This is a genomic window from Sphingomonas sp. J315 (genome assembly GCF_024666595.1).
Taxonomy (GTDB): domain Bacteria; phylum Pseudomonadota; class Alphaproteobacteria; order Sphingomonadales; family Sphingomonadaceae; genus Sphingomonas.
This window is the reverse complement of record NZ_CP088296.1, coordinates 1786363-1811146: the sequence shown is the minus strand read 5'-3', so window position 1 is coordinate 1811146 and position 24784 is coordinate 1786363. Positions and strand designations below refer to the sequence as shown.

Genomic DNA, 24784 nt, shown 5'->3' with positions numbered 1-24784 from the left:
GTCGAAGGAAAACACATGACGATCACGACCGAGCGCAAGGCTGAACTGACCAAGGAACATGGCCGCGCCGAAGGCGATACCGGCAGCCCCGAAGTCCAGATCGCGATCCTGACCGAGCGCATCGTCAACCTGACCAGCCACTTCAAGGGCCATGCGAAGGACAACCATTCGCGCCGCGGCCTGCTGATGATGGTCAACAAGCGCCGCAGCCTCCTCGACTATCTCCGCAAGACGGACGGGGATCGCTACACCGCCCTCATCGCGAAGCTCGGGCTTCGCAAGTAACCGGAAAGGCGGCCTTCGGGTCGCCTTTTTGCCATTTCGGGCATCCGCCCGAATCCAGGGTCACCGGCAATTCGGCCATGAACCCGCAACAGGGGTGACGTCACCCCGCACCGCGCAAGCCGGACAGCTTGCACACAGGCCCCGGACGCATTGGGCGTCCGGTCCAAAGGAAAATACATGTTCGACAAGAAAACCGTATCGATCGAGTGGGGCGGACAAACCCTGACACTCGAAACCGGGCAGGTTGCCCGTCAGGCCGATGGCGCCGTGATGGCGACGCTCGGCGAAACCGTGGTGCTGTGCGCCGTCACCGCCGCCAAGTCGGTGAAGGAAGGGCAGGATTTCTTCCCGCTCACCGTGCACTATCAGGAAAAATTCTCGGCCGCCGGCCGCATTCCGGGTGGCTTCTTCAAGCGTGAGCGCGGCGCGACCGAAAAGGAAACGCTGACCAGCCGCCTGATCGACCGCCCGATCCGCCCGTTGTTCCCCGAAGGGTTCTACAACGAAATCAACGTCATCTGTCAGGTGCTGTCCTATGACGGCGAGAATGAGCCGGACATTCTGGCGATGGTCGCGGCATCGGCTGCTCTGACGATCTCGGGTGTGCCGTTCATGGGCCCGATCGGTGCGGCGCGCGTCGGCTATGTCGATGGCGACTACGTGCTGAACCCGACCAATGAGCAGGTTGCAGAGGGCGATCTCGACCTGGTCGTCGCCGCCACCGGCAATGCCGTGATGATGGTCGAATCCGAAGCCAAGGAGCTGTCGGAAGAGGTCATGCTGGGCGCCGTCCAGTTCGCGCACAAGGCGTGCAAGCAGGTCGTCAACGCGATCATCGACCTGGCCGAGCAGGCCGCGAAGGATCCGTGGGAAATGGCCGAGCAGGCCGACCTCTCGGCCGCCAAGGACAAGCTCAAGAAGCTGATCGGCAAGGACATCGCCGCCGCCTATAAGGTGACCGACAAGTCCAAGCGTTCGGACCTGCTGAACGCCGCACGCGCCAAGGCGAAGGAGGCGTTCTCCGACGCCACCCCGCAGGATCAGATGGCCGCGATGAAGCTGGTCAAGAAGCTGGAGGCGGAAATCGTCCGCGGCGCCATCCTCAAGGACGGCACCCGCATCGACGGTCGCTCGACCACCCAGATCCGTCCGATCGAGGCGGCGGTCCACTTCCTGCCCCGTGCGCATGGTTCGGCGCTGTTCACGCGTGGCGAGACGCAGTCGATCTGCACCACCACGCTGGGCACCAAGGACGCCGAGCAGATGATCGACGGGCTGGACGGCCTGTCCTACTCGAACTTCATGCTCCACTATAACTTCCCGCCCTATTCGGTCGGCGAAGTCGGCCGCTTCGGCGCGCCGGGCCGTCGCGAAGTCGGTCATGGCAAGCTGGCATGGCGCGCGCTGCACCCGGTGCTGCCGAGCAAGGACGAGTTCCCCTACACGATCCGCGTCCTGTCGGACATCACCGAGTCGAACGGCTCGTCGTCGATGGCGACGGTGTGCGGCGGTTCGCTGTCGATGATGGACGCGGGCGTTCCGCTCAAGCGTCCGGTGTCGGGCATCGCCATGGGCCTGATCCTGGAAGGTAAGGATTTCGCGATCCTGTCCGACATCCTTGGTGACGAGGATCACCTGGGCGACATGGACTTCAAGGTCGCCGGCACGTCCGAAGGCATCACCACGATGCAGATGGACATCAAGGTTGCCGGCATCACCGACGAGATCATGCGCGTTGCACTGGCGCAGGCCAAGGAAGGCCGCGCGCACATCCTGGGCGAAATGGCCAAGGCGCTGGGCGAAACCCGCACCGAGCTGTCGGCCCATGCGCCGCGCATCGAGACGATGCAGATCGACAAGTCGAAGATCCGCGACGTCATCGGCACCGGCGGCAAGGTGATCCGCGAGATCGTCGCCACCACCGGCGCGAAGGTCGACATCGACGACGAGGGCGTGATCAAGGTCAGCTCGTCCGACGTCAGCCAGATCGAAGCTGCGATGAACTGGATTAAGGGCATCGTCGAAGAGGCCGAGGTCGGCAAGATCTACAACGGCAAGGTCGTCAACCTGGTCGATTTCGGCGCGTTCGTGAATTTCATGGGCGGCAAGGACGGCCTGGTTCACGTGTCGGAAATCAAGAACGAGCGCGTCGAGAAGGTCAGCGACGTCCTGTCCGAAGGTCAGGAGGTCAAGGTCAAGGTGCTCGAGATCGACCAGCGCGGCAAGGTTCGCCTGTCGATGCGTGTCGTCGATCAGGAAACCGGTGCCGAGCTGGAAGATACCCGTCCCGCCCGTGAACCGCGCGAGCGTGGTGATCGCGAAGGCGCCCGTGGCGGCGATCGCCGTCGCGAAGGCGGACGCGGCGATGGTGGCCGTGGTGGCGACCGCGACCGTGGCCCGCGCCGCGACCGTGGCGACCGCAACGACCGCCCGCGCAGCGAGCGTTCGGAGTCGAAGGACGAGGGCGGCGAGAATATCGGCCTCCCGGCATTCCTGACCGGTGGCAGCGACGACTGATCGCCTGACGGTCGCAAGAACGAAGAGGGCTCCGGGAAACCGGGGCCCTTTTTCGTTTCTGCGCCATTTGCTCGACCCGGAAACTGGCGGTAGCGTGGGCTATCTCGCTCCTCCCGCACAGGAAACCGCCCGTGACGCTTCGCCTTGCCCTTCCATTGCTGCTCGCCGGCGTCGCCGCCCCCGCGCTCGTCTCGAACGCCGCGCCGCAGGCCGCGCCCGCCGCCGCCGATACCCGGGCCGAGGATGCGCGGCTCAATGCGTTTCTCGACACTGCGTTCGACGCCAATGTCGCGCTGAGCCCCGAATCGCAAACCGCGCTCGGCCTCAAGACCAATTACGACAAGCTCGACGACTATAGCCGCGCCAGCGGCGAGAAACGCATGGCGATGGCCGAGGCGACGCTGAAACAGATGCGCGCGCAGTTCGATCCTGCGAAACTCGGCCCGCAGGCGCGGCTGAGCTATCGCCTGTTCGAGACCCAAGTCGAACGGTCGCGCGCGTCATACATGTTCCGCGACTATGGCTTTCCGGTGTCGACCAACGGCAGCCCGGCGGGTCAGATCCCGGTATTTCTGATCAACAATCACCGCATCGCGACGGTCGCGGATGCGCGCGCTTACATTGCCCGGATCGCCGAGGTCGAGCGGGTGATGGGCGAGGTCGCCACGACGATGCGCGATCAGGCGAAGAAGGGCATCGTGCCCCCCAAGATGGTATTCAAGCCTGCGCGCGAGGACGCGCGCAAGGTCATCACCGGCGCGCCATTCGGGCCGGGCGAGGACAGCACATTGCTCGCTGATTTTCGCAAGAAGGTGACCGCGCTCGAAATCCCCGATGCCGAGAAGGCGGCGCTGATCGCGGACGCGGAAAAGGCGCTGACCGGCCCGTTCAAGCGCGGCTTCGACACGCTGTTCGCAGTCCTCGACGAGATCGAGCCCAAGTCGAAAGGAAATGACGGGGCGTGGAGTCTGCCCAATGGCGCGGCCTTCTATGCCAACCGGCTGGCGCAGAATACGACGACCGACATGACCGCCGACCAGATCCACCAGATCGGTCTCGATCAGGTCGCCGCGATCCGCGCGGAGATGGAAGCGGTCAAGGCGCGGATCGGCTATACCGGTAGTCTCGAATCCTTCTTCGAGGTCGTCCGGACCGATCCCAAGCTGAAATTCCCCAACACCGATGCCGGTCGCGAAGCCTATCTGACCGAAGCGCGTGCCGTGGTCGCCAAAATGATGGAGGCAGCGCCGCGCTGGTTCCACCGCCTGCCCAAGGCGAAGCTGGAGGTGCGTGCGGTCGAGAAATGGCGTGAGGGGACCGCGTCGGTCGCTTTCTACAACCGCCCCGCGCCCGACGGATCTCGACCCGGCATCTACTATACCAACCTTGCCAATATGGATCAGGTGCAGAAGATCCAGCTGGAGGGGATTGCGGTGCATGAAGGCGCGCCGGGGCATCATTTCCAGATTGCGCGCGCGATGGAGCTGGAGGGGCTGCCCAAGTTCCGCCGTTTCGGCGGATACAGCGTCTATAGCGAGGGTTGGGGCCTCTATACCGAGCGGCTGGCCAAGGAGATGGGCGGATATGCCGACCCCTATTCGGAATTCGGGATGCTCTCGCTCCAGATGTGGCGGGCGATCCGGCTGGTGACCGATACCGGGCTGCACGCCAAGAAGTGGAGCCGCGAACAGGCGATCGACTATTTCAAGGCGAACTCGTCGATCTCGCCCGCCGATATCGAGCGGGAGGTCAATCGCTACATCAACAATCCGGGCCAGGCGACGAGCTACATGATCGGCCAGCTCAAGATCGCCGAATTGCGCAAGAAGGCGGAAGCCGCGCTGGGCGCGAAGTTCGACATCCGCGATTTCCATGAGGTGGTGCTGGCCAATGGCGCGGTGCCGCTCAACGTGCTGAGCGAGGAAGTCGACCGCTACATCGCCGCGAAGAAGGGCTGAGCGCGATGCGGTCGGTCGTGCTGGTCGCCGGGCTGCTGCTCGCGGGCTGCGCGACCACCGGCCCGGCCGAGGTGCGGGTCGCCTTTGACGCGAAGGGCGTGACGGGGGCGCGGGCGAACGGTGTGTCGGATCGCACCACCGGACGCCGCGTCACCGCCGACGATCCGGTGCGGATCGCCAGCATCTCCAAGCTGGTGGTCGCGCTCGGGGTGATGCGGATGGTCGAGGCGGAGCAGCTCGCCCTGGATCGCGACGTGTCGGAAGTGCTGGGCTGGCGGATGCGCAACCCGGCCTTTCCCGACGCGCCGGTGACCCTGCGCCATCTGTTGTCGCATCGTTCGGGGCTGATCGACCCGGAGGAGTATCGCGTGCCGCTCGGCGACCGGCTTGCCGATGTGATTGCGCGACCGACGTTATGGGACGCACAGCACGGTCCGGGCAGCTATTTCCGCTATTCCAACGTTGCATTCCCGGTGATCGCGAGCGTGATGGAGAAGGCCGGTGGCGAGCGGTTCGACCGGCTGATGCAGCGGTTGGTCCTGACGCCGTTGAAGCTCGATGCCTGTTTCAACTGGTCGACTTGTTCGGACGCGAAGATTGCGCGGCATGTCGTACTGTACCGTGCGAGCGGGGAGACCGCGCTCGACGACCTCAAGGGCAAGCGGCCCGAGTGCGCGGTGATCGCCAAAGATGGCTGCGACCTTGGCGAATACCGGCTGGGGGAAAATGGCGCGCTGTTCTCGCCACAGGGCGGGCTGCGTGCGTCGATGCGCGACCTGGCGGTGATTGGGGCGATGCTGCTGCGCAATGACGGCAGGTTCCTCAGGAAGGAGTCGATCGCCGAGCTGGAGCGCGTAGCGTGGCGCTTCGACGGCGCCAATGGTGACACGACGGGTGGCTTCTACTGCCAGTATGGGCTGGCAGTTACCACATTGCCGACTGCGCGGGCCGGATGCGACGACGACCTGTTCGGCGATGGCCGCACGCGGATCGGCCATGCCGGAGAGGCCTATGGGTTACGCTCGGGGCTGTGGATCGACCGCGCGGCGGGGAAGGGCGTGGCCTTCTTCGCCACCGCAACTCCGCCCACAAGCAAGGGGCGGTCGGCGTTCAGCGTCGAGGAAGAGAAGCTGGCAAAGGGCAGATAGTGGGGAGCTTCTGTTGCCCGGTGCTCCCCGTACCGCTGGAATCCGCTTCTGTTGCCCGGTGCGGTCCAACCGCGCATTTTAGTCTAACCTTAGTCCGTTAGGACTTGGGGTTAGGCCGCAATAGCGAGTGCTTCGTTATCGTTGGCACTTGTGTGTATGGGCCGTCGCGGTGGTCCCATTCCGAACGAAAGAAACGCTTTTCAACACACGTCGATCCTGGTTCGGCCCCGTCAGAAACGGTCTCCAGAAAGCCACCATTTCTGGTGGAGCCGCCGGGTACTGCCCCCGGGTCCGCTGCGTCTATTGCACGCCACAATTTATCGTCATAGCCGGGCGAACCCGGCCTCACCGATATAGGGACGCCAAATCCGATTGAAAAGAGCGGGTTCTGGCGCGGGTCGGTGCCGAAATCTAACAAGAACGATGGGATTTGGCCTTCCCATCGCCATAAACCGCGCGCAAAGAGCATGCCATGCTGACTCAGCGCTCTCGCTATGCCCTGCGCGCCATGCTGTTTCTGGCGAAGCAGCCGCGGGATGGCGCGCCGACGCCGATGACGCGGATCGCCGCCGAAGCGAATGTGCCGCGCAAGTTTCTCGAACTGATCCTGGCCGATCTGCGTGAAGCAGGGTTCATCCTGTCGACGCGCGGCAAGATGGGCGGCTACCGGCTCGCGCGTGCCAACCACCTGATCTCGCTGGGCGAGATCATCCGGGTGATCGAAGGGCCGCTGGCGCTGGTGCCATGCGTCAGCCGCACCGCCTATCGCCCTTGCCTCGACTGCAAGGACGAGGCGGCGTGCGCGATCCGTCATGCCATGGCGCGGGTACGCGACGAAACCGCACGCATCCTCGACGGGACCAGTCTGGCGGATGCCACCGCCGAGGATCTAGCGGCGGCCTAATTTTCTTGGCGCCTGACGGTGCCTCCTCAACTCAAGCGCTTTCGTTCCGCTTGCGCAGTTCGTCCCTGATCTCACGCAGCAGCACCACGTCGGCCGGATCGCTCGGCGCCGCCGCTTCGGGCTTCGGCACGATGCGGTTCACCGCGCGGATCAGCAGGAAGATGATGAAGGCGATGATGAGAAAATTCACCGCCTGGGTCACGAACTCGCCATAGCCGAACAGCGGGACGCCTGCCTTCTTCAGTGCGGCATAGTCGGTCGATCCCTGAAGGTTCTCGGGGACGTCGCCCAGCACCAGAAAGTAGCTGGAGAAATCGAGGCCGCCAAAAATCCTGCCGATTACCGGCATGATGATGTCCTCGGTCAACGACGTCACGATCTTGCCGAACGCGGCACCGATGATCACTGCGACGGCGAGGTCGAGCACATTGCCGCGCGCAATGAAGGCCTTGAATTCGTTGAGCATGGGCGATCCCCCTTTGAGTGCGTGGTGAGGCTAGCCAACGCCTCGCTCCGCTGCAAATTTCCGGTTTCCATTGCGCACTACCCGAGCGCCCCCTAAATGTGCGGTGTCGTATGGATGCGACACACTATGAGGGATTCACCGCGATGAAGCTTCGTCTGGTTGCCGCGCTGGTTGCCGCGGCCATGCTGTCCGCCTGCGGGCTCAACAGCGTTCCGACCGCCGAAGAAACTGCCAAGGCAAAATGGGCCGAGGTGCAGAATCAATATCAGCGGCGCGCTGACCTGATCCCCAATCTCGTCTCCACCGTCCGCGCGGCGGGCGCACAGGAAAAGGCGATCCTGACCGAGGTGACGCAGGCGCGCGCCGCCGCGACTCAGGTGCGCGTCAGCGACGCCGACCTGACCGATCCCGCCAAGCTCGCCGCCTATGACCGCGTGCAGGCCGGCGTGACCCTGTCGCTTCAGCGGCTGCAGGAGGCCTATCCCGAGCTCAAGAGCCAGGCCAATTACGCGACGCTGATGAGCCAACTGGAGGGGACGGAGAACCGCATCGGCATCGCCCGCCGCGATTATAACGAGGCGGTGCAGAGCTATAACACCACCATCCGCACCTTCCCCGACGCGATCGGCGCCAAGATCTTCTACGGTGCCAAGCCGATGGCCCCGTTCCAGGCGACCACGCCGGGCGCCGACACCGCGCCCAAGGTGGACTTCGGGAACAGCAACTGATCGCGCACCGCCTTCTGCCGCTCCTGCTCCTCGCCGGGTGCGGGACGGCAGGGTCGGGGTCGACGCCGGATGCGTCGCCGACATTGCCCGCGCTGACGGGGCGGGTTGTCGATGCGGCGGACCTGCTGTCGCCGGACAAGGAGGCGCTGCTCGACCGTGCGTTGCAGACCACCGAGCGCGCAACGCGCGGCCAGTTCGTCGTCGTAACCTTGCCGACGCTGCACGGCCGCAAGATCGAGGACGTCGGTGTGGAGCTGGGTCGCAAATGGGGTATCGGTAGGGTGGATGTCGATGACGGCGTCATGCTGATCGTCGCGCCCAATGAACGTCAGGTGCGGATCGAGGTCGGCTATGGCCTCGAAGGCGTGCTACGCGACGAAGAGGCAAAGGCGATTATCACCCGCACGATCATTCCGCGCATCCGATCGGGCAACATGTCCGGGGCCATTCTAGCCGGAAGCGCCGCGATCATCCGTGAAATCAATGTACCCGGAGCAACGCCATGAGGCTGATGCACCTTCTTCTCGCCCTGTTGCTCGCCGCCTTTGCGGGGCAGGCGGCATCGGCGCAGAATTTTCCCAAGCTGACCGGGCGGGTCGTAGATGCGGCGAATCTGCTGAGCCCCGCACAGGAGGCTGAGCTGACCGCGATGTCGGACGCGACCGAGAAGGCGACCGGGCGTCAGCTGGTGGTCGCCACGGTGCCGGACCTTCAAGGCTATCCGATCGAGGATTTCGGCTACAAGCTCGGGCGCACGTGGCAGATCGGGCAGAAGGATGCCGACAACGGCATCATCCTGCTGGTCGCGCCCAATGAGCGCAAGGTGCGGATCGAGGTCGGCTATGGCCTTGAGCCGATCATGACCGACGCGCTGTCGGGGATGATCGTCCGCGACACGATCATCCCACGCTTCAGGGATGGGGACATGCCCGGCGGGATCATGGCGGGCGCAACCGCGATCAACGAACAACTCAAGCTCCCGCTCGAAGCCGCTGAGGCGCGCGCCAAGCAGCTAATCGACAGCGGCAAGTCGCGCAAGAAAGACGGCGCGGGCCTGATCGTGCTGATCTTCTGGCTCGCGATCCTGATCTTCGTCGTGCTGCCGATCATCATCGGCGCGGCGCGCGGCAAGAAATATCGCCGTGGCCGCGCGCCGGTGGTGATCTGGGGACCCGGCTGGGGTAGCGGCGGCGGATCGTCCTGGGGCGGAGGCGGTGGCTCCTCCTGGGGTGGTGGAGGCGGCTTTGGCGGCGGGGGAGGTTTTTCCGGCGGCGGTGGCGGTTTCGGTGGCGGCGGCGCATCGGGGGGATGGTGATGGCACGGCGTTTTACAGCTGAAGAACATGCCCGCGTCACCGCTGCGGTGGCGGAGGCTGAGCGCGGTACCGATGGCGAGATCGTGACAATTGTCACCGACTGGTCGGATCATTATCACGATGTCTCGCTTTACTATGCCGGCGCGGCGATGCTGGCGGCCTTGGGTCTGTTCGCCTTCTTCCCCGACCTGCTCGACGCCAAGCTCGCGTTGTTCACCGGCGGTTGGGGGGAGGCGGAGCGGCATCTTCAGCTGGCGCTGCTGGTGGTGGTTCAGGCGCTGGTCTTCCTAGGCGTGCGCTTCGGCTTCGAGGCGTTGCCGATGCGCGGGGTGCTGATCCCCGGAGCGGTGCGCGGACGGCGGGTGCGGCGGCGCGCGGTGCAGTTCTTCAAGGCGAGCGCCGAAAAGCGCACTGCCGCGCGTGTCGGCGTGCTGCTCTATGTCAGCCTTGCCGAACACCGCGCCGAGATCGTCGCGGATGAAGCGATCCTGGCCAAGGTCGAGGAAGGCGTGTGGGGCGAGGCGATGGTCGCGCTGGTCGACAAGGTGCGCGCCGGCGACCCGGCGGGCGGCATGGCCGATGCGGTGACGCGGATCGGCGCGGTGCTGACCACGCACTTCCCCAAAACCGCGACTGACCAGAACGAGCTGCCCGACCGGCTGATCGAGCTGTGAGCTTTCCCGACAGCGACGCGCCGGTCGAGACGGTCTGGCAGGGCAAGTTCATCACGGCGAAACGCCAGGGCCGCTGGGAATATGTCGCCCGCGCCCGCGGGATTCGCGCGGCGGTGATCGTCGCGGTGGATGACGACGGGCATCTGCTGCTGGTCGAGCAATATCGCGTGCCGCTCGGCCGCAACTGCCTCGAGCTGCCCGCCGGGCTGATCGGCGATGGCGGCGACGATGAGGCGGTCGAGATCGCCGCCGCCCGCGAACTGGAGGAAGAGACCGGCTATCGCGCGGCGCGGGTCGAATCGCTGGGGGAGTTCTTCTCGTCGCCCGGCATGGTCAGCGAGAGTTTCACTTTGGTCCGCGCGCATGGCCTGACGCGGGTGAGCGACGGCGGTGGGGTGGAAGGCGAGAATATCATCGTCCACCGCGTCAAGCTGGCGGACGTCCCGGCTTATGTCGCGGGTTGCCGCGCACGCGGCGTGGCGATCGACGTGAAGCTGTTACTGGCGTTGGGAAGCAGCCTGCTTCCCTGAGCCTCAGCGAAAATTGTCGGCGTAGGCCTGGAGCTTGAGCGTCTTTACCGGCGCCGGGACGACATGCGCGTCGATTCCTTCGCGCTTCGCATAATCCTGCGCCGCCTCCAGCGTCGGGAAGTTCAGCCGCAGCTGCGCGCGCGTGTCGCCCGATCCGGCCCAGCCGGTCAGCGGGTCGGGGCGCTGCTTGTCGGTCGATTCTGAATTCGAGCACCCAGCGGTCGGTGCGGGCGCGACCCGACTGCATCGCGTTCTTGGGGCGTTGATAGATGCGTGCGCTTGCCATGACGCGCTCTTTATCGCGAACCGCTGCGCCGTGCATCTGCATTTTTGGTGCGCAGCGTCGCATTGGCGGCGGCGGGATCGTCGGGCCAGGGGTGGCGGGGGTAGCGGCCTCGCATCTCCTTGGCGACGTCGGCCCAGCTGCCCTTCCAGAAACCGGGCAGGTCGCGGGTCGTCTGGATCGGGCGACCGGCGGGGGAGGTGAGCGACAGGACCAGCGGCGTGCCGTCGCCGAGCATCGGGTGCGTCGCAAGGCCGAACAGCGCCTGCACCCGCACCTCGACCGTCGGGCCGCCCTCCGCCGCATAATCGATCGCATGGCTCGACCCGGCGGGGGTTTCGAGCCGCGCGGGGGCGAGGCGGTCGAGCGTCTTTTGCCCGTCCCAGCCGATGCGGTTCTGTAACGCTTGGGTCAGCCCCTCTGCCGACACGGCGTCGAGGCGGCGTTTGCCCGTCAGCAGCCGGGGGAGCCAGTCATCGAGATCGGCGATCAGCGCGGCGTCCGAGAGCGGCTCCAACCCGGCATAGGCGGCGCGGGTGCGCAGCGCCCGCGCGGTGTCGGACCAGGGGAGCAGCGCCAGGCCATGCGCGCGCACTCCTTCAAGCAGGGCGGCGGCGACCTCGTCCGGGTCGGCGCTAGTGTCGAGGCCACTGGACAGGCGGATCGCGCCCAGCCGCCGTTCGCGCATGGCCTCGACCCGCCCGGTGGCGGGGTCGAAGCGGACATGGCGGCGCGTTTCGATGCGATCGGCGAACAGGGTCTCGATCTGCGCGGGGTCGAGCGGGGCGGCGGACAGGATGCGCGCGCCCGCTGCCATCCCCTGGGTTTCGGCGACCGCAAGCCATTCGTGGCGGGCGAGCGACGATGCGGGGTCGAGCTTGAACCCGCGTCCGCCGGCCGAGGCCCAGGTCTCGCCCGATGCGTCGCGCCGCCGCGCGATCCGGTCGGGGAAGGCGAGGGCGATGCACAGGGCGACGTCATCAAAGCCCTCTCCCCTCCGGGGAGAGGGTTGGGAGAGGGGCAGTAGTGGAGAGGGCATGGCACCGCCCCTATCCCCGGCCCTCTCCCCGGAGGGGAGAGGGAGGAGTTTCGCCCAGCGCTCGGCCAGCTTCCACGCCGCCTCGGCGCGCTGGCCGCGTTCGCTCCGCCAGCGCCGCATCCGGGTTTCGAGGTCGGCGTCGGGGCCGCCCAGCCCGCGCTCGCCGAGCAGCACCGCGACCTGCGCGGCGATGGTCGCCAACCCCAATTCCCCTGCCCGCACCAGCATATGGCCGAGCCGGGGCGGGAGCGGGAGCGCGGCGATCGCCTTGCCATGCGCGGTGGGGCGGCCAGCGGCGTCGAGCGCGTCGAGCGTGGTCAGCCGCGCGCGTGCCTCGGCCACGGCGGCGGCCGGCGGCGGGTCGAGCCAGTTGAGGTCACGCGGATCGGCGACACCCCAAAGCGCGCAATCGAGCGTCAGCGCCGACAGATCGGCCTCCAGGATCTCGGGCGGGTCGTATGGCGGCATCCCCGCTGTCGCGGCGGCTTCCCAGAGCCGATAGGCAACCCCCGGCCCCTGTCGCGCCGCACGACCGGCGCGCTGGGTCGCCGATGCCTGGCTCGCGCGTTCGGTCACCAGCCGCGTCATCCCCGCCGCGCGGTCATAGCGCGGGCGACGCGCCAGTCCCGAATCGACGACGACGCGGATGCCGTCGAGGGTCAGCGAGGTTTCGGCGACCGACGTCGCCAGCACGATCTTGCGCCGCCCCTGCGGATCGGGGGCAATCGCGGCGCGCTGGGCACCGGGGTCGAGGCTGCCATGGAGCTTGTAGACCACCGCACCGGGGACATCGCCCAACCGCTCGGCGGTGCGCTCGATCTCGGCAACGCCGGGCAGGAAGGCGAGGATGCCGCCCTCAGCCTCGCGCAAAGCCTGGCGGATCGCGGCGGCAACCGGCTCGTCGATCCGCGCCTCGGCCGGGCGGCCAAGATGGCGCAGCTCCAGCGGATAGCTGCGACCCTCGCTCTCGATCACCGGCGCGCCGTCCATCAGCGCGGAGAAGCGTCCGCCGTCGAGCGTCGCCGACATCGCCACGATGCGCAGGTCGGGCCGCAACGCACCCTGAGCATCCAGCGCCAGCGCCAGCCCGAAATCGCTGTCGAGGCTGCGTTCATGGACCTCGTCGAACAATACCGCGCTGATTCCGGCCAGCTCGGGGTCGACCTGGATGCGGTTGACGAAAATCCCTTCGGTCACGACCGTGACCCGCGTCGCAGCCGACCGCCGCGTGTCCATCCGCGTCGCGTATCCGAAGGTCGCGCCCACCTTCTCCCCGGCCAGCGCCGCCATGCGTTCCGCCGCAGCGCGCGCGGCGAGGCGGCGGGGGAGAGGAGCAGGATCTCACCGTCGCACCATGGCTCGGCCAACAGCGCGGGTGCCACCGCCGTCGTCTTGCCCGCCCCCGGCGGCGCGACCAGCACCGCGTTGCTCGCACCGCGCAGGCGGGCAAGCAGATCGGGCAGGACGGCATGGATCGGAAGGTCGCTCACCCGCTCGCCCTACGCAATTCGGCGCGATGCTTGAAGCCGCGATGGCACCGGATCGCGCGGCATGCGTTGCGCCCAATCGGAAAGGAGACGGCGTATGGCACGGACGGTTTCAAGCTTCACGGTCGCGGCGGACGGCAGCGGCGACTATCTGCTCAATTTCGAGGATGAGGATGGCGAGACGATCGAGCTGACCGCCAGCTACGAACAGCTCGACCTGATCGCCGACGCGATCGGCGAAGCGCTCGACGTGGACGAGGAAGACGTGCTCGGCGTCGATGAGGACGCGGACGAGCCGGTCGAGGAATAGGTCGCGCACTTCGCGATGCCCCGGTCGTCACCCCCGCGAAAGCGGGGCCCCATCTCTACGCTATCGGCGCACCGAGCCGGCAAGTGGTTGGACAGTCCGGGAAATGGGTCCCCGCTTTCGCGGGGATGACGGATGCTGTCCTTCAATACGCCCGCGCCACCGCGAATTCGACCGCTTCGATCATTGCATCCTTTGCCGCGCTCGCCGGGAATCCGCCGATGGCATCGATCGCGCGCTGGCCATAGTGACGCGCGCGGGCAAGCGTGTCGTCGACCGCGCGGCTCGATCGGACCAGTTCGACCGCATGCGCGAAATCCGCGTCGTCGTTGCGGCGGCCCAACACCGCCTCACGCCAAAAGGCGCGCTCTTCGTCATTGCCGCGCGCATAGGCGAGGATGACGGGCAGGGTCATCTTGCCCTCGCGGAAATCGTCGCCGGCATCCTTGCCCATCGTTCCGGCGTCGGAAACATAGTCGATCGCGTCGTCGACCAGCTGGAACGCGATGCCGAGGTTGCGGCCATAGGCGTCGAGCGCGGCTTCGTCCGCCTCGCTGCGTTCCGCCACGACCGCGGCGATGCGGCAGGCGGCGGCGAACAAGGCGGCGGTCTTTGCGCCGATAATGTCGAGATAGCGGCCTTCGTCGAGGTCGATGCGGCGCGCGGCGGTCAACTGGTTGACCTCGCCCTCCGCGATCACCGCGCTGGCGTTGGACAGGATCTTGAGCACCTTGAGGCTGCCATCCTCGACCATCAGCTCGAAGCTGCGGCTGAACAGGAAATCGCCGACCAGCACGCTCGCCGGATTGCCCCAGATCAGATTGGCGGTGCGCTTGCCCCGGCGCATGTCGCTGCCGTCGACGACATCGTCGTGGAGCAGCGTCGCGGTGTGGATGAACTCGACCGCGGCGGCGAGCCGGTGGTGGCGGTTGCCCGGATAATCCAGCAGCCGTGCGCTGGCCAGCGTCAGCATCGGACGCATCCTTTTGCCGCCGCCCGCGATCAGGTGACCCGCAAGTTCGGGGATCAGCGGGATCTGCGACTGCATCCGGTCAAGGATCACGGCGTTGACATGGTTCATGTCGCCAGTGACCAGCGCGATCATCGGTTCGAGTGAGGGTTCGGCGCCACGGCCGATGCGATGAATGGTCGCGCTCATGCCGCACGCGATGGCGGCAAGTTGACGCAAAGGCAAGCGTTGAGGGTTGCGCAGGCACCAAAGCGCGGCGAGAAGGCGCGCGGCGGCAAATGCGAAGGGCATGAGATGAGCGAAGAGACTTTACAGCGCTATCGCCAGAGCATCGATCGGATCGACGCGGCGCTGGTGTTTCTCCTCGCCGAGCGTTTCCAGATCACCCAGGCAGTCGGGCGGTTCAAGGCGGAAACGAACCTGCCCCCCGCCGATCCCGCGCGCGAGGAGCGCCAGATCGCCCGCTTGCGCGACCTAGCAGCGGAGGCCGATCTCGACCCCGAATTCTCCGAGAAATTCCTGCGTTTCATCATCGACGAGGTGATCCGCCACCACGCCGGAATGCAGGATTCGTCGGGAACCGAGTAAGTGGTGGTGCGGTTGGCGCAGATAGTGGCAGCAGGGGCGCAGATGCCGTGATCGACGACACGCTGATCTTCACGCCCGACGATGTCGATCTGACACGCTCGCCGCTGCGCCGATCGCTTGGGGCCGACACCTATGTGCTCGGCGCGTTCAACCCCGGCCTGACCCGGCTGCCCGGCGGCAATCTGCTGCTGATGGTCCGCGTGGCCGAGGCGCTGACCGAGCCGGTAGTCGGAGACCATGCCCGCGCGATCCGCTGGACCCCCGATGGCTATGTGCTCGACCGCTATCCGCTGTGCGATATCGAAATGGACGATCCGCGCACCTTTCGGCTGCGTGGAGACGGGCCGCGCCTGTCGGGACTGACCTCGCTCTCCTGGCTGTTGCCAGTCGAGATTTCGGGCGACGGGCGCAGCGTGGTGAAGGTCCATTACGACAAGGCGATCGAGCCCTCGGCCTCGTATATGGGGCTGGGGATCGAGGACGCGCGGATCAGCCTGATCGGCGGCGCATGGTACATGACCGTGTGCGCGGTGTCGGACGAGCGGCAGTGCACCGCGCTCTACCGATCGGTGAACGGGCTCGATTATCGCTGCGAAGGGATCGTGCTCGACCACCAGAACAAGGACATGTGCCTGTTCGAGGGGAAGGTTGCGGGCAAGTTCATGGCGCTGACCCGCCCACTGGGCGAGGCGTGGTTCGCGCCGCCGCCCGACAGCCCGTTCGCCGGCGGCCCGGCGATCCAGCTCGCCCACTCCCCCGACGGGCTGCACTGGAAGCCGCTCGACGCGCCTGGGCTGCGCGCACGGCGCGGGACCGCGACCAATTTGCGGATGGGCGGGGGCACGCCGCCGGTGCTGACCCCGCAGGGCTGGCTGACCCTGTATCATGGGGTGGAGCGGAGCGACACGATCGGCGTCTATCGCACCTATTGGGCGTTGCTCGACCGCGACGATCCGTCGCTGGTCGTGCGGCAGCAGGATGATGCTCCGCTGCTGGAGGAGCGGCCCGCGCTGACTCAGGGGATCGCCGATCGTCGCTATTTGCCCGCCCCGGTCGTGTTCACCACCGGCATTGTCGATGCCGGCGACGGCTGGATCGTTGCGAGCGGCGAGGCGGACCTTGCCTGCCGCATTTCGCATATCCCCAAAACGCTGTTCGCCTGACCGCGTCTTCGCAGCGGCACAATTTTGCGACAAAGCGCGGCTAATGCGCCGATGCCGAGTTTTTCGGCGCGTGTTCATGCGTTCTGGAGTGATGTGATGCGGCAAGCGGCCTGGATGATGGCGGTATTGATGACGACGGCTTCGCCCGCGGCGATGGCGAGTGCCCAGTCCGGGTCTGTCGCACCGTCTGCGGCACCGCAGCAACGCGGGCAGGATCCAGACCCGGGCGCGCCCGGCGGCGGCGACATGGCGGAGGATGTCGAGGAAGTCGTCGTCACCGGTTCCGCCCCGCGCGGATCGGTACCCGGTGACGTCAAGCCCGAACTGGTGCTCAACCCTGCCGACATCCGCGCTTACGGCGTCGGATCGCTCGCCGAACTGCTGACCGAACTGGAACCCCAGACGCGCAGCGGTCGCGGGCGCGGCGGCGGTGCACCGGTGTTGCTGCTCAGCGGCCGGCGCATTTCGGGATTCGGCGAAATCCGCGATATTCCGCCCGAGGCGATCGAGCGGATCGACATCCTGCCCGAGGAGGCTGCACTCAAGCTCGGCTATCGCGCCGATCAGCGGGTCGTGAACATCGTGCTCCGCCGCCGTTTCCGTTCGTTCACGGTCGAGCTGGACGGAAGCGCCGCGACCGATGGTGGCACGGCGGGACAGGATGTGGAGCTGAGCATGCTCCGCCTCAATCCCAATGGCCGGATCAACCTCGACCTTGAATATGAGCGCGATTCGATGCTGCTGGAGAGTGAGCGCGACATCGTTCAGGATCCCGCGTCGCCGCGTTCGGATATCGACTTCCGCTCGCTGCGCCCCGCAACGCAGAGCCTGACGATGAACGGCGTGTTGAGCCGCAATATCGGCAAGACCGTCGCGACCGCCAATCTCCGGATGGAGCAGAATTGGAGCGACTCGCTGCTCGGCCTGCCGACTGGTGGCACCGATCCGCTCGAGCGCAGCAGCAGCACCAACACGCTGCAGGGCGGCGTTTCGTTCAACGGTGACATCTCGACCAAATGGCGTTGGTCGCTGACCGGAAACTGGGACCGCGCCGAAACCCGCACGCTCACCGATCGCAACACCGGCCTGACCGACTGGGCGCAATCAGTGTCGAACGTCGGGTCGGTCGATGGCCTCGTCAACGGTCCGCTCGCCGACCTGCCCGCCGGCGCAATCAATAGCAGCCTGCGTTTGGCGGCGCGGACCAGCGATTTCGACGCGCAGTCACGCCGCGCAGGGGTTTATACCGTCACCGATATCGGTCGGACGAGTGGCAGCGCGCGCGCCAATATCGACCTGCCGATCGCCAGTCGGAGCAAGGCGGTGCTCGGGCCGCTCGGCAATCTGTCGCTCAATGCCAATGCCGAGGTTGAGCAGCTGTCGGACTTCGGGACGCTGCTGACCTATGGATATGGCGTCAACTGGTCACCGATTGACGGGCTGCGCATGCTCGCGTCGTTCACCGAGGAGGAGGGCGCGCCCAGCGCTCAGCAGCTGGGCAATCCGGTGGTCGCGACGCCCAATGTCCGCGTGTTCGACTTCGTGCGGGGCGAGACCGTCGACATCATCCGCACCGATGGCGGCAACCCGGGCCTGTCCGCCGACAATCGCAGCGTGATGAAACTGGGCCTCAACTATCAGCCGATCCAGAAGCTCGATCTGAGCTTCAACCTGGACTACACCAAAATCACGATCCGCAATCCGATCTCGTCCTTTCCTACCGCGACGGCGGAGATCGAAGCCGCGTTCCCGGACCGGTTCGAACGCGACGGTGCCGGCCAGCTGATCCGCATCGACAATCGCCCGGTCAACTTTGCGCGCAGCGAACGAGAACAGCTGCGTTGGGGAATCAACTTCTCCGCGCCGATCAGCTCGCCGCTGGCGCGCAAGGCGGCGGAGGAGTTCCGTGCGCGGCGTGAGGCGATGATTGCCGCACGCCAACGCCAGCAGCAACAGGGCCAGCCGCAGCCGGGCCAAGCGGGCGAAAATGCGCCGCCGCCACCCGAAGGCGCAGGTCCGCGACGCGGCGAGGGAGCTCCGGGCGCAGGACCGGGCGGTGGTCCGCGCTTTGGCGGCGGTGGCGGGCGTGGCCCGGGTGGCGGCGGCTTCGGTGGCTTTGGCGGTCCCGGTGGTGGGGGCGGCGGCGGGCGGTTGCAATTCGGCGTATTTCACACCGTCGCGCTCACCGACCGGATCACGATTCGGGATGGCCTGCCCGAACTCGACCTGCTCGGCGGATCGGCGACCGGGAGTCGCGGCGGATCGCCGCGCCATCAGGTCGAGGTGCGCGCGGGTGTGGTGCGCGACGGTATCGGCCTGCGCCTCAACGCCGACTGGCAGAGCGCGACGCGCGTCGCCGGGGGGCGACTGGCACCGGTCAGCTTCGCTTCGACGATTTCGCGACTGTGAATTTGCGCCTGTTCGCGAACCTGGGCCCGCAGTTCAAATTCGTCCGTGACAATCGCTGGCTAGCGGGGACGCGCATCGTACTGTCGGTCGACAATGTCTTCGACAACCGCCTGAAGGTGACCGACGCGACCGGTGGGACGCCGTACAGCTATCAGCCGACCTTGCTCGATCCGGTCGGGCGGACCGTCCGGATCAGCGTGCGAAAGCTGTTCTTCTGAGGGATACCTGGCGTCGCTTATGCGACGCGTGCGGCGGCGCAAGCCAGGCTCCGACGATGCGAAGCATCGGCGGAAGGCTGCGAAGGACGGTGCCGCACCCTCTGCGAAGCTGAAGCAATCAACGCCCCAGCTTGCTTTTGCGATAGAGCAGGGTGATCGCGACGCGGCGATTGCGCGGGTCGGCGGGGTTGTCGGCAATCATCGGCTCGCGGTCGGCGACCCCCTCGATCCGCTCGAAGCGCGTTTCGGGGACCCCTGCCGCCACCAGCCGACGACGCGTCTCTTCGGATCGCGCGCTCGACAGCATCCAGTTGTTCATGTTGGTCGGGTCGCCATAGCGCAGGCTGTCGGTATGGCCGCGGATCATCAGCGGGTTCTCCGAATCCGCGATTGATTGCGCGACCAGCTTTACCAGCGCGGCCGCATCAGGGACGAAGCTGGTCGTGCCCAGCGCGAACATCGAATAGTCGGCATCGTCCATCAGGTCGATCCGCATCCCCTCGCGCGTCGGCACGAACCGCACCTGCTTGCCGAGTCGGGTCAGGCCATTGGCCTTCATCTTCCGCTCGATTTCGCTCTTCATCTTGGCAAAGCTCTTGCGGTCGGCGGCGTCCATCGCCTCCTTGTTCTTGAGGCTGCCCTGCTCGCCGGTACCGACCCGGTCGCCGCCGACCGCCCCGGCAGGAATGGTCATCGACCGCGTGCCCGTCTGCTTGGCGTTGGTGGGGTAGTTGTCCTTGCCCTGAATCGCGTCGCCGCCGAACAGGCCGTTGGAGCCGGCGCTGTTCTGCTTGAACTCGATCAGCGTCGGCGCGAAATAGTCGGCGAGTGCCTTGCGCTGCTTTTCATTGGTCGCGCCGAGCAGCCACATCAGCAGGAAGAACGCCATCATCGCTGTCACGAAATCGGCATAGGCGACCTTCCACGCGCCGCCATGATGACCGCCTTCGCCGCCGATGTAGATCTTTTTGACGACGATCTTGGGCGGCTGCTTCGCCGCGTGAGGTGCACGCGCGGTCATGGCTTGCGCGCCTCACGGCGCGAGGCGGCACCAGCCCGCTCCCCCAAGCGGCCACCCACGAGAGTAACCGGATCGGGTGGCCGGGTGGAGGAGCGGTCCGGTGCAGGAACGACAAACATCACGAATTACCGCCCGCGCAGACCATCGAACACTTCGGCGAAGCCGGGCTGATTGTGATGCGCGATCCCGGACCGTGCGGCCTCGATCACCAGTGGCTGCGGGTGGCCGTGGAGCGAGGCGATGATGATCTGCTTGACCGTGTGATAGATCGCGGCGTCCGCGTCGATGATCTGCTTCAGGCGTCCGGCGAGCGGCCCCACCAGACCGTAGGCGAGCAACACGCCAAGAAAGGTTCCGACCAGCGCAGACCCGATCATCGCGCCCAGGATGCTGGGCGGCTTGTCGATCGATCCCATCGTCTTGACCACGCCGAGCACCGCAGCGACGATGCCGAGCGCCGGCAGTGCGTCGGCAAGATTCTGGAGCGCGTGCTGCGGTTCGGCGACCTCGTGGTGGTGAGTCTTGATGGCGTTGTCCATCACTTCCTCCACCGCATGCACGTCGAGCGTACCCGAGGAGACGACCACCAGCCGCAGCGTGTCGGCGATCAGGTTGGTCAGCGAATGGTCGGCGAGCAGGCGCGGATATTCCGCGAAGATCGCCGAAGATTTGGGATCCTCGACATGCGGTTCCAGCGCGATCGGGCCGTCGATCCGCAACAGCTTCATCAGCTTGCTGACCAGAAAGATGACGTCGAGATAGTCCTGCTTCTTGTACTTCGGCCCCTTCATCACCTTCATGAAGCCGCCGCCCAGCGCCTTCAGCTCGCGTCCCGAATTGCCGATGATCAGCGCGCCGACCGCAGCGCCGCCGATGATCATCATCTCGTGCGGAACGGCTGCCATCACGGGGCCGAGCGCGCCGCCGGTCAGCGCAAAGCCGCCGAACACCATCGCGATCAGGACAACGAAGCCGATTGCTGGAAACATGAGCGCGATCTTCCCCCGAAGTCACCGGAGCCTCCCGAGCGGGCGGCCTATTCAAACTGTCTAAACGACCGATTCACTGTGAACTTGAGGGCGTCAGCGCAGATAATCGAACAGCGACAGGCTGGTCAGCTTGGTGAAGCTTGCCTGGGTCGCCTGAAGAATGGTCAGCGTCTTCTGCAGCTCGGCGATTGAGGTTGCGGTGTCGGCATCCTCGATGCCGGTCCGCGCAGCCTCGCGCGTGATCTCCGCCTCGCCCAGCCGTTCGGCCTCGAGGTCGAGGCGAAAGGCGCGCGCGCCCACCGAGGCGCGGGTCGCGCCGAGATGATCGAGAGCGGCGTCGAGGTCGCTCATCGCGACCCCGACGCCGTCCTCCGCTCCGTCCGGCCCGAGAGCCGCGGCGAAGGCGGAAAGGATCTGGAACATGTCGGTGGTCCCGCTGGACCCCGTGATGCCGCCGAACGCACGAGCCCCGCTAGTGGTTGCGGCGATCGATTCATTGTCGCCGATCGGAATCGCCGCGGGATCGCCACCTCCGGTCCAGGCAACGCTGCCATCCTCCTGCACGCTGTAAGCCGCGCTGCCCGAGGTGCCTCCGAACAGCGGATGGCCGCGTGTGTCCTTGCTGTTGGCGACGCCGATCAGGTCGGTGAGGATCGCCTCGATCTCGACCTTGATCGCCGCGCGTCCCTCGGCGTTCACCGTCTCGCTGCCCGCCTGTACCGCGAGCGTGCGGGCGCGCTGGAGCTGGGTCTCGACCTGATCGAGCGCGGTGTCGGTAGCGCCAAGCAGCGCCTGTGCCGCCTTGATATTGGCACCATAGGCACCGTCGTCCGCGCCGGCGCGCTTGAGGCCGGCCAGTTGTTGCCAGCCCGATGCGCCGTCGGACGGAGCGAGGATCTTCTTTCCCGTCGCCACCTGCGTCTGCAGCCGGTCGGCCTGGCTGCTCAGGCTCGCCATCAGCAGCGAGGGGCGGTCGAAGCTCTGGCTGGTCGTCACGCGCATGGCATCACCGGATGTCGAAGAGGGTCTGGAGTGTTTCGCGGGCGACCTGGATCACCCGGCTCGACGCCTGATAGGCTTGCTGGAAGCGGATCAGGTCGACCGCTTCCTCGTCCACATTGACGCCGGTCACGGAGTCGCGCGCCGCGACCGCGTTGCTGCGGATCGTCGACTGAACCTCGGCGATGGCGCGACGGCCCGCGAGGGCGCTGGCATTGCCGGTGGTCAGCGTCGTGACCTGGCTCTCAAACCCCTCGTCGCGGCGCAGCGTTGCGAGCGCGCCGAGGTTGCCATTGTCGCGCTCGCCCCCGCCCGGAGCCGCCGCAGCAATCCCGCGCGGATCGGTCAGGACGAGTCGAAAATCGCACGCGCCAGTCGCGGCGAACATCGGTTCGCCGGCATTGCCGCCCAAATTCTCGCCGCCCGCCTGCACCGCGTTCACGCCGTCGGCGAAATCGGTCGCGAGCGGGTCGAGCGCGCTTTTCGCATCGGCGAGCCGCGCCGCGCCCTCGGCAAGGCCCGCGAGCGCACCGCCGCCGGGGGTCAGCGCCTGCGAACCCTCGATGCCATAGACGGCGAAGGATACGGCGCCTTCGCTGCGCGCATAGGTTGCGATCGCCGCCTGGTCGCCTTGGACCAGCAACGGCCCACCGCTTCCGACGCGCACCGTGGCGCGACCTGCGGCGTCGAAGCTGGCCGAGACATCGGTGAGCGCCGCCATCGAATCGAGCAGCCGGTCGCGCTCGTCGAGCAACGCGGCCTGCGCGCTGCTGCCCTGTGCGGTGCGACCCAGCGACCCGTTGACCTTGGCGAGGCCGGCGGTGAGCGCGTTGAGATCGTTGACGGCGGCATCGGCGGTGCCGTCGAGATCGGCGGCCGCGCCGTCGATCGCAGACGCGGTCGCGGTGAAGCTGTGCGCGAGCGTCGCCGCCGCTTGCAGGAAGGTTGCGCGCGGCGCGCTGGCCGACGGATCGGCGGCGAGCGCGGTCGCGGCGTTGAAGAAGGCGGTCATCCGCTCGTCGAGCTTGTTGCCGGTCAGCGCGCTCTCGATCCGGTCGAGCCACACGATCCCCGCCTCGCTGCGTGCCAGATCGGACCCGGCGGCACGCACTTCGGCATTGCGCAGGTCGCTGCCCGCACGCGTGATGCCGGTGACGGTGACGCCCAGGCCGTTGAGCATGCGGTTCGACGGATCGCTCGGTGCGGCCACCTCGCGGGTCGACGCGATGCGGCGCGAATAGCCGGCGGTTCCGGCATTCGCGATATTCTCCGACGTCGTGGTCAGCGCGGTCTGGTATGCGCGCACCCCGCTTGCGCCGATCGAGAGCATGTCGGTCATGGCATATTACCCTTGTCGACGTCGGCGACCGGAGTCGCCTCCACGCTGCCTGCCTTGGCGAGGAATTCGGTCATCGCCTTGCCGATGCCCATCGGCGTGTGTGCCGCCATATTCTCGGCGAGCTTCTGGTCCTGCATGTCGCGGAACTGGTCGAGTGCCTGGCTTTCGAACAGGCTGTCGGCCAGCTTCGCCTTGCGCATCGACGACAGCATCATCTTGGTGAAGATCGCCTCGAACTTCTCGCCCGCCGCGTCCAGATTGTCGCGCGTGCCAAGGCGCGCGGTATCCGTGGATACGCTGCCGGTCAGCTTGAGCGCTGCGGGTGCGGGGGCGCGAAGGTCGGTCACAGGACGATCAGCTCCGCCTTGAGCGCGCCGGCCTGCTTCAGGGCTTCGAGGATGGCGACCAGATCGGCCGGCGACGCGCCGATCGCGTTCACCGCCTTGACCACATCGGCAAGCTTGGGACCCGGATCCATCAGGAACATCGGCCGCTTCTCCTCCTCGACGCCGACGCCGCTCTGCTGCTCGACCCGGGTCTCGCCCTGGCTGAACGGCATTGGCTGGCTGACGCGCTGGGATTCATCAATACGAACGGTAAGTTTACCATGTGTTACCGCAGCGGGGCTGACCCGGACGGCCGAGTTGATGACCACGGTGCCGGTGCGTGCGTTAACGATTACCTTGGCTGCCGCTTCGGCGGATTCGACGTTGAGATTCTCGATCTCGCTCATGATCTGGGCACGGACATCGGCACCCTGCGGCGCGGTGACCGCGACCGATACGGCGTCGATCGCGCGCGCGGTGCCGAAGCCATAGCGGCCATTGATCGCATCGGCGACGCGCTGCGCGGTGGTGAAGTCGGCGCGGGCGAGATTGTAGGTCAGCGTCGGCGCGGTGGCGAAGCCGGTCTCGACTGCGCGTTCGACCGTCGCGCCCTCGGGGATGCGGCCCGACGAGGGGATGTTGACGACGATCTTCGATCCGTCGGCACCCTCTGCACCCAGCCCGCCCACGGCGAGATTGCCCTGTGCCATCGCGTAGATCTGCCCGTCCGCACCCATCATCGGTGTCAGCACCAAGGTGCCGCCGCGCAACGACTTGGCCTTGCCCATCGACGAGACGGTGATGTCGAGCCTTTGCCCCGGCTTGGCGAAGGCGGGCAGCTCGGCGGTGACCAGAACCACGGCGGCATTCTTGAGCGCCGGGTTGACCCCCGGCGGCAGCGCCAGGCCGAAGCGCGCGGTGACGCCCTTCATCGACTGGACGGTATATTCGAGGTTATCGTCGCCCGTGCCCGGCAGGCCGACGACGATGCCGTAGCCGGTCAGCTGGTTGGTACGGATGCCCTGAAAATTGCCGAGATCCTTGATCCGCTCCGCCGCGACGGGCTGGGCAAGGATCAGGGTGGCGAGCAGGGCGATGAGGAAGCGGATCATGGTCTAATT

Annotated in this window: 25 protein-coding genes, 1 other RNA gene and 1 pseudogene; 15 read left to right on the top strand and 12 right to left on the bottom strand. The window is 66.6% G+C overall.

Annotation, left to right across the window (positions count from 1 at the left end; genetic code table 11):
• Positions 1-15: 15 nt before the first annotated feature.
• The 4 genes from rpsO to LRS08_RS09290 all read left to right on the top strand — a co-directional run bounded on the left by rpsO (position 16) and on the right by LRS08_RS09290 (position 5908).
• Entirely contained in the window at positions 16-285 is a 270-nt protein-coding gene (gene rpsO, locus LRS08_RS09305; RefSeq protein WP_224921952.1) for a 30S ribosomal protein S15, read from the top strand.
• 177 nt (positions 286-462) lie between these two features.
• Positions 463-2802, top strand: coding sequence for a polyribonucleotide nucleotidyltransferase (gene pnp / locus LRS08_RS09300; protein ID WP_257843932.1), 2340 nt, complete (start codon positions 463-465; stop codon positions 2800-2802).
• 131 nt (positions 2803-2933) lie between these two features.
• The gene (locus tag LRS08_RS09295; RefSeq protein WP_257843933.1) at positions 2934-4760 is read left to right on the top strand and encodes a DUF885 family protein; all 1827 of its coding nucleotides are present in this window, start codon (positions 2934-2936) and stop codon (positions 4758-4760) included.
• 5 nt (positions 4761-4765) lie between these two features.
• Positions 4766-5908 carry a serine hydrolase domain-containing protein gene (locus LRS08_RS09290; RefSeq protein WP_257843934.1) on the top strand — a complete coding sequence of 381 codons (1143 nt, stop codon included), beginning with the start codon at positions 4766-4768 and terminating at the stop codon, positions 5906-5908.
• On the opposite strand, the gene ssrA is transcribed toward LRS08_RS09290, so the two are convergent.
• Positions 5907-6291, bottom strand: a transfer-messenger RNA (tmRNA) gene (gene ssrA / locus LRS08_RS09285). The genes LRS08_RS09290 and ssrA overlap by 2 nt on opposite strands.
• An 89-nt stretch (positions 6292-6380) precedes the next feature.
• Between ssrA and LRS08_RS09280 the strand changes: the two genes are divergently transcribed.
• The gene (locus LRS08_RS09280) at positions 6381-6812 is read left to right on the top strand and encodes an RrF2 family transcriptional regulator (protein WP_257843935.1); all 432 of its coding nucleotides are present in this window, start codon (positions 6381-6383) and stop codon (positions 6810-6812) included.
• Positions 6813-6843: 31 nt separating this feature from the next.
• On the opposite strand, the gene mscL is transcribed toward LRS08_RS09280, so the two are convergent.
• On the bottom strand, positions 6844-7278 hold the full coding sequence (mscL, locus tag LRS08_RS09275) for a large conductance mechanosensitive channel protein MscL (RefSeq protein WP_257843937.1): 435 nt from the start codon (positions 7276-7278) through the stop codon (positions 6844-6846).
• Between the two features lie 143 nt (positions 7279-7421).
• Here mscL and LRS08_RS09270 point away from each other — a divergent pair, with 143 nt between their 5' ends.
• The 5 genes from LRS08_RS09270 (at position 7422) to LRS08_RS09250 (ending at position 10525) form a co-directional block, all read left to right on the top strand.
• The gene (locus LRS08_RS09270; protein WP_257843938.1) at positions 7422-8006 is read left to right on the top strand and encodes a LemA family protein; all 585 of its coding nucleotides are present in this window, start codon (positions 7422-7424) and stop codon (positions 8004-8006) included.
• Between the two features lie 83 nt (positions 8007-8089).
• Positions 8090-8512 (top strand): TPM domain-containing protein, encoded by a 423-nt coding sequence (locus tag LRS08_RS09265; protein ID WP_257843939.1) that lies wholly within the window; start codon positions 8090-8092, stop codon positions 8510-8512.
• Positions 8509-9321: a YgcG family protein gene (locus LRS08_RS09260; RefSeq protein WP_257843941.1), complete on the top strand. Its 813-nt coding sequence runs from the start codon at positions 8509-8511 to the stop codon at positions 9319-9321. The genes LRS08_RS09265 and LRS08_RS09260 overlap by 4 nt, the downstream gene beginning before the upstream one ends.
• Positions 9315-9995 (top strand): TPM domain-containing protein, encoded by a 681-nt coding sequence (locus LRS08_RS09255; protein ID WP_409456284.1) that lies wholly within the window; start codon positions 9315-9317, stop codon positions 9993-9995. Before LRS08_RS09260 ends, LRS08_RS09255 begins: the two co-directional genes overlap by 7 nt.
• A complete protein-coding gene (locus tag LRS08_RS09250; RefSeq protein WP_257843942.1) occupies positions 9992-10525 on the top strand; it encodes an NUDIX hydrolase in 534 nt (177 codons plus the stop codon). The genes LRS08_RS09255 and LRS08_RS09250 overlap by 4 nt, the downstream gene beginning before the upstream one ends.
• 3 nt (positions 10526-10528) lie before the next feature.
• Here the strand turns inward: LRS08_RS09250 and LRS08_RS09245 are convergent.
• The 3 genes and pseudogenes from LRS08_RS09245 to LRS08_RS20285 form a co-directional block, all read right to left on the bottom strand.
• Positions 10529-10811: pseudogene (locus tag LRS08_RS09245) on the bottom strand (ETC complex I subunit).
• A 10-nt stretch (positions 10812-10821) separates the two neighbouring features.
• Positions 10822-13137, bottom strand: coding sequence for an ATP-dependent helicase HrpB (gene hrpB, locus LRS08_RS09240; protein WP_409456283.1), 2316 nt, complete (start codon positions 13135-13137; stop codon positions 10822-10824).
• Entirely contained in the window at positions 13041-13337 is a 297-nt protein-coding gene (locus LRS08_RS20285) for a hypothetical protein (protein ID WP_409456282.1), read from the bottom strand. Before LRS08_RS20285 ends, hrpB begins: the two co-directional genes overlap by 97 nt.
• Positions 13338-13431: 94 nt before the next feature.
• On the opposite strand from LRS08_RS20285, the gene LRS08_RS09235 reads away from it, so the two are divergent.
• On the top strand, positions 13432-13644 hold the full coding sequence (locus LRS08_RS09235; protein ID WP_257843944.1) for a hypothetical protein: 213 nt from the start codon (positions 13432-13434) through the stop codon (positions 13642-13644).
• A gap of 142 nt (positions 13645-13786) precedes the next feature.
• Here the strand turns inward: LRS08_RS09235 and LRS08_RS09230 are convergent, their stop codons facing one another.
• Positions 13787-14800, bottom strand: a complete 1014-nt coding sequence (locus LRS08_RS09230) for a polyprenyl synthetase family protein (protein WP_257843945.1) — start codon at positions 14798-14800, stop codon at positions 13787-13789.
• A 105-nt stretch (positions 14801-14905) separates the two neighbouring features.
• On the opposite strand from LRS08_RS09230, the gene LRS08_RS09225 reads away from it, so the two are divergent.
• From LRS08_RS09225 to LRS08_RS09210, 4 genes are all read left to right on the top strand, one after another.
• Positions 14906-15199 (top strand): chorismate mutase, encoded by a 294-nt coding sequence (locus tag LRS08_RS09225; protein WP_257845452.1) that lies wholly within the window; start codon positions 14906-14908, stop codon positions 15197-15199.
• A gap of 47 nt (positions 15200-15246) precedes the next feature.
• Entirely contained in the window at positions 15247-16362 is a 1116-nt protein-coding gene (locus LRS08_RS09220; protein ID WP_257843946.1) for a glycosidase, read from the top strand.
• Between the two features lie 96 nt (positions 16363-16458).
• Positions 16459-18771: a TonB-dependent receptor gene (locus LRS08_RS09215; protein WP_257843947.1), complete on the top strand. Its 2313-nt coding sequence runs from the start codon at positions 16459-16461 to the stop codon at positions 18769-18771.
• Positions 18768-18989, top strand: coding sequence for a hypothetical protein (locus LRS08_RS09210; protein WP_257843948.1), 222 nt, complete (start codon positions 18768-18770; stop codon positions 18987-18989). The genes LRS08_RS09215 and LRS08_RS09210 overlap by 4 nt, the downstream gene beginning before the upstream one ends.
• A 118-nt stretch (positions 18990-19107) precedes the next feature.
• On the opposite strand, the gene LRS08_RS09205 is transcribed toward LRS08_RS09210, so the two are convergent.
• From LRS08_RS09205 to LRS08_RS09180, 6 genes are all read right to left on the bottom strand, one after another.
• Entirely contained in the window at positions 19108-20010 is a 903-nt protein-coding gene (locus LRS08_RS09205; RefSeq protein WP_260481589.1) for a flagellar motor protein MotB, read from the bottom strand.
• Between the two features lie 125 nt (positions 20011-20135).
• Positions 20136-20999, bottom strand: coding sequence for a flagellar motor stator protein MotA (gene motA / locus LRS08_RS09200; RefSeq protein ID WP_257843949.1), 864 nt, complete (start codon positions 20997-20999; stop codon positions 20136-20138).
• Between the two features lie 93 nt (positions 21000-21092).
• Complete coding sequence (locus LRS08_RS09195) at positions 21093-22001, bottom strand: flagellin (RefSeq protein WP_257843950.1); 909 nt, start codon at positions 21999-22001, stop codon at positions 21093-21095.
• A gap of 4 nt (positions 22002-22005) precedes the next feature.
• A complete protein-coding gene (flgK, locus tag LRS08_RS09190; RefSeq protein ID WP_257843951.1) occupies positions 22006-23337 on the bottom strand; it encodes a flagellar hook-associated protein FlgK in 1332 nt (443 codons plus the stop codon).
• Entirely contained in the window at positions 23334-23684 is a 351-nt protein-coding gene (locus LRS08_RS09185; RefSeq protein ID WP_260481588.1) for a rod-binding protein, read from the bottom strand. Before LRS08_RS09185 ends, flgK begins: the two co-directional genes overlap by 4 nt.
• Positions 23681-24775, bottom strand: a complete 1095-nt coding sequence (locus LRS08_RS09180) for a flagellar basal body P-ring protein FlgI (protein ID WP_257843953.1) — start codon at positions 24773-24775, stop codon at positions 23681-23683. The genes LRS08_RS09185 and LRS08_RS09180 overlap by 4 nt, the downstream gene beginning before the upstream one ends.
• Between the last annotated feature and the right edge of the window lie 9 nt (positions 24776-24784).

Excerpts from the sequence above, each read along its gene's own strand:
- LRS08_RS09235 (WP_257843944.1), top strand. The coding sequence starts at position 13,432 with ATGGCACGGACGGTTTCAAGCTTCACGGTCGCGGCGGACGGCAGCGGC.
- LRS08_RS09270 (WP_257843938.1), top strand. The coding sequence starts at position 7,422 with ATGAAGCTTCGTCTGGTTGCCGCGCTGGTTGCCGCGGCCATGCTGTCC.
- LRS08_RS09290 (WP_257843934.1), top strand. The coding sequence starts at position 4,766 with ATGCGGTCGGTCGTGCTGGTCGCCGGGCTGCTGCTCGCGGGCTGCGCG.
- LRS08_RS09205 (WP_260481589.1), bottom strand. The coding sequence starts at position 20,010 with ATGACCGCGCGTGCACCTCACGCGGCGAAGCAGCCGCCCAAGATCGTC.
- LRS08_RS09195 (WP_257843950.1), bottom strand. The coding sequence starts at position 22,001 with ATGCGCGTGACGACCAGCCAGAGCTTCGACCGCCCCTCGCTGCTGATG.
- pnp (WP_257843932.1), top strand. The coding sequence starts at position 463 with ATGTTCGACAAGAAAACCGTATCGATCGAGTGGGGCGGACAAACCCTG.
- LRS08_RS09255 (WP_409456284.1), top strand. The coding sequence starts at position 9,315 with ATGGTGATGGCACGGCGTTTTACAGCTGAAGAACATGCCCGCGTCACC.
- LRS08_RS09230 (WP_257843945.1), bottom strand. The coding sequence starts at position 14,800 with ATGAGCGCGACCATTCATCGCATCGGCCGTGGCGCCGAACCCTCACTC.
- mscL (WP_257843937.1), bottom strand. The coding sequence starts at position 7,278 with ATGCTCAACGAATTCAAGGCCTTCATTGCGCGCGGCAATGTGCTCGAC.
- flgK (WP_257843951.1), bottom strand. The coding sequence starts at position 23,337 with ATGACCGACATGCTCTCGATCGGCGCAAGCGGGGTGCGCGCATACCAG.
- hrpB (WP_409456283.1), bottom strand. The coding sequence starts at position 13,137 with ATGGCGGCGCTGGCCGGGGAGAAGGTGGGCGCGACCTTCGGATACGCG.
- rpsO (WP_224921952.1), top strand. The coding sequence starts at position 16 with ATGACGATCACGACCGAGCGCAAGGCTGAACTGACCAAGGAACATGGC.
- LRS08_RS09225 (WP_257845452.1), top strand. The coding sequence starts at position 14,906 with ATGAGCGAAGAGACTTTACAGCGCTATCGCCAGAGCATCGATCGGATC.
- motA (WP_257843949.1), bottom strand. The coding sequence starts at position 20,999 with ATGTTTCCAGCAATCGGCTTCGTTGTCCTGATCGCGATGGTGTTCGGC.
- LRS08_RS09215 (WP_257843947.1), top strand. The coding sequence starts at position 16,459 with ATGCGGCAAGCGGCCTGGATGATGGCGGTATTGATGACGACGGCTTCG.
- LRS08_RS09260 (WP_257843941.1), top strand. The coding sequence starts at position 8,509 with ATGAGGCTGATGCACCTTCTTCTCGCCCTGTTGCTCGCCGCCTTTGCG.
- LRS08_RS09180 (WP_257843953.1), bottom strand. The coding sequence starts at position 24,775 with ATGATCCGCTTCCTCATCGCCCTGCTCGCCACCCTGATCCTTGCCCAG.
- LRS08_RS09280 (WP_257843935.1), top strand. The coding sequence starts at position 6,381 with ATGCTGACTCAGCGCTCTCGCTATGCCCTGCGCGCCATGCTGTTTCTG.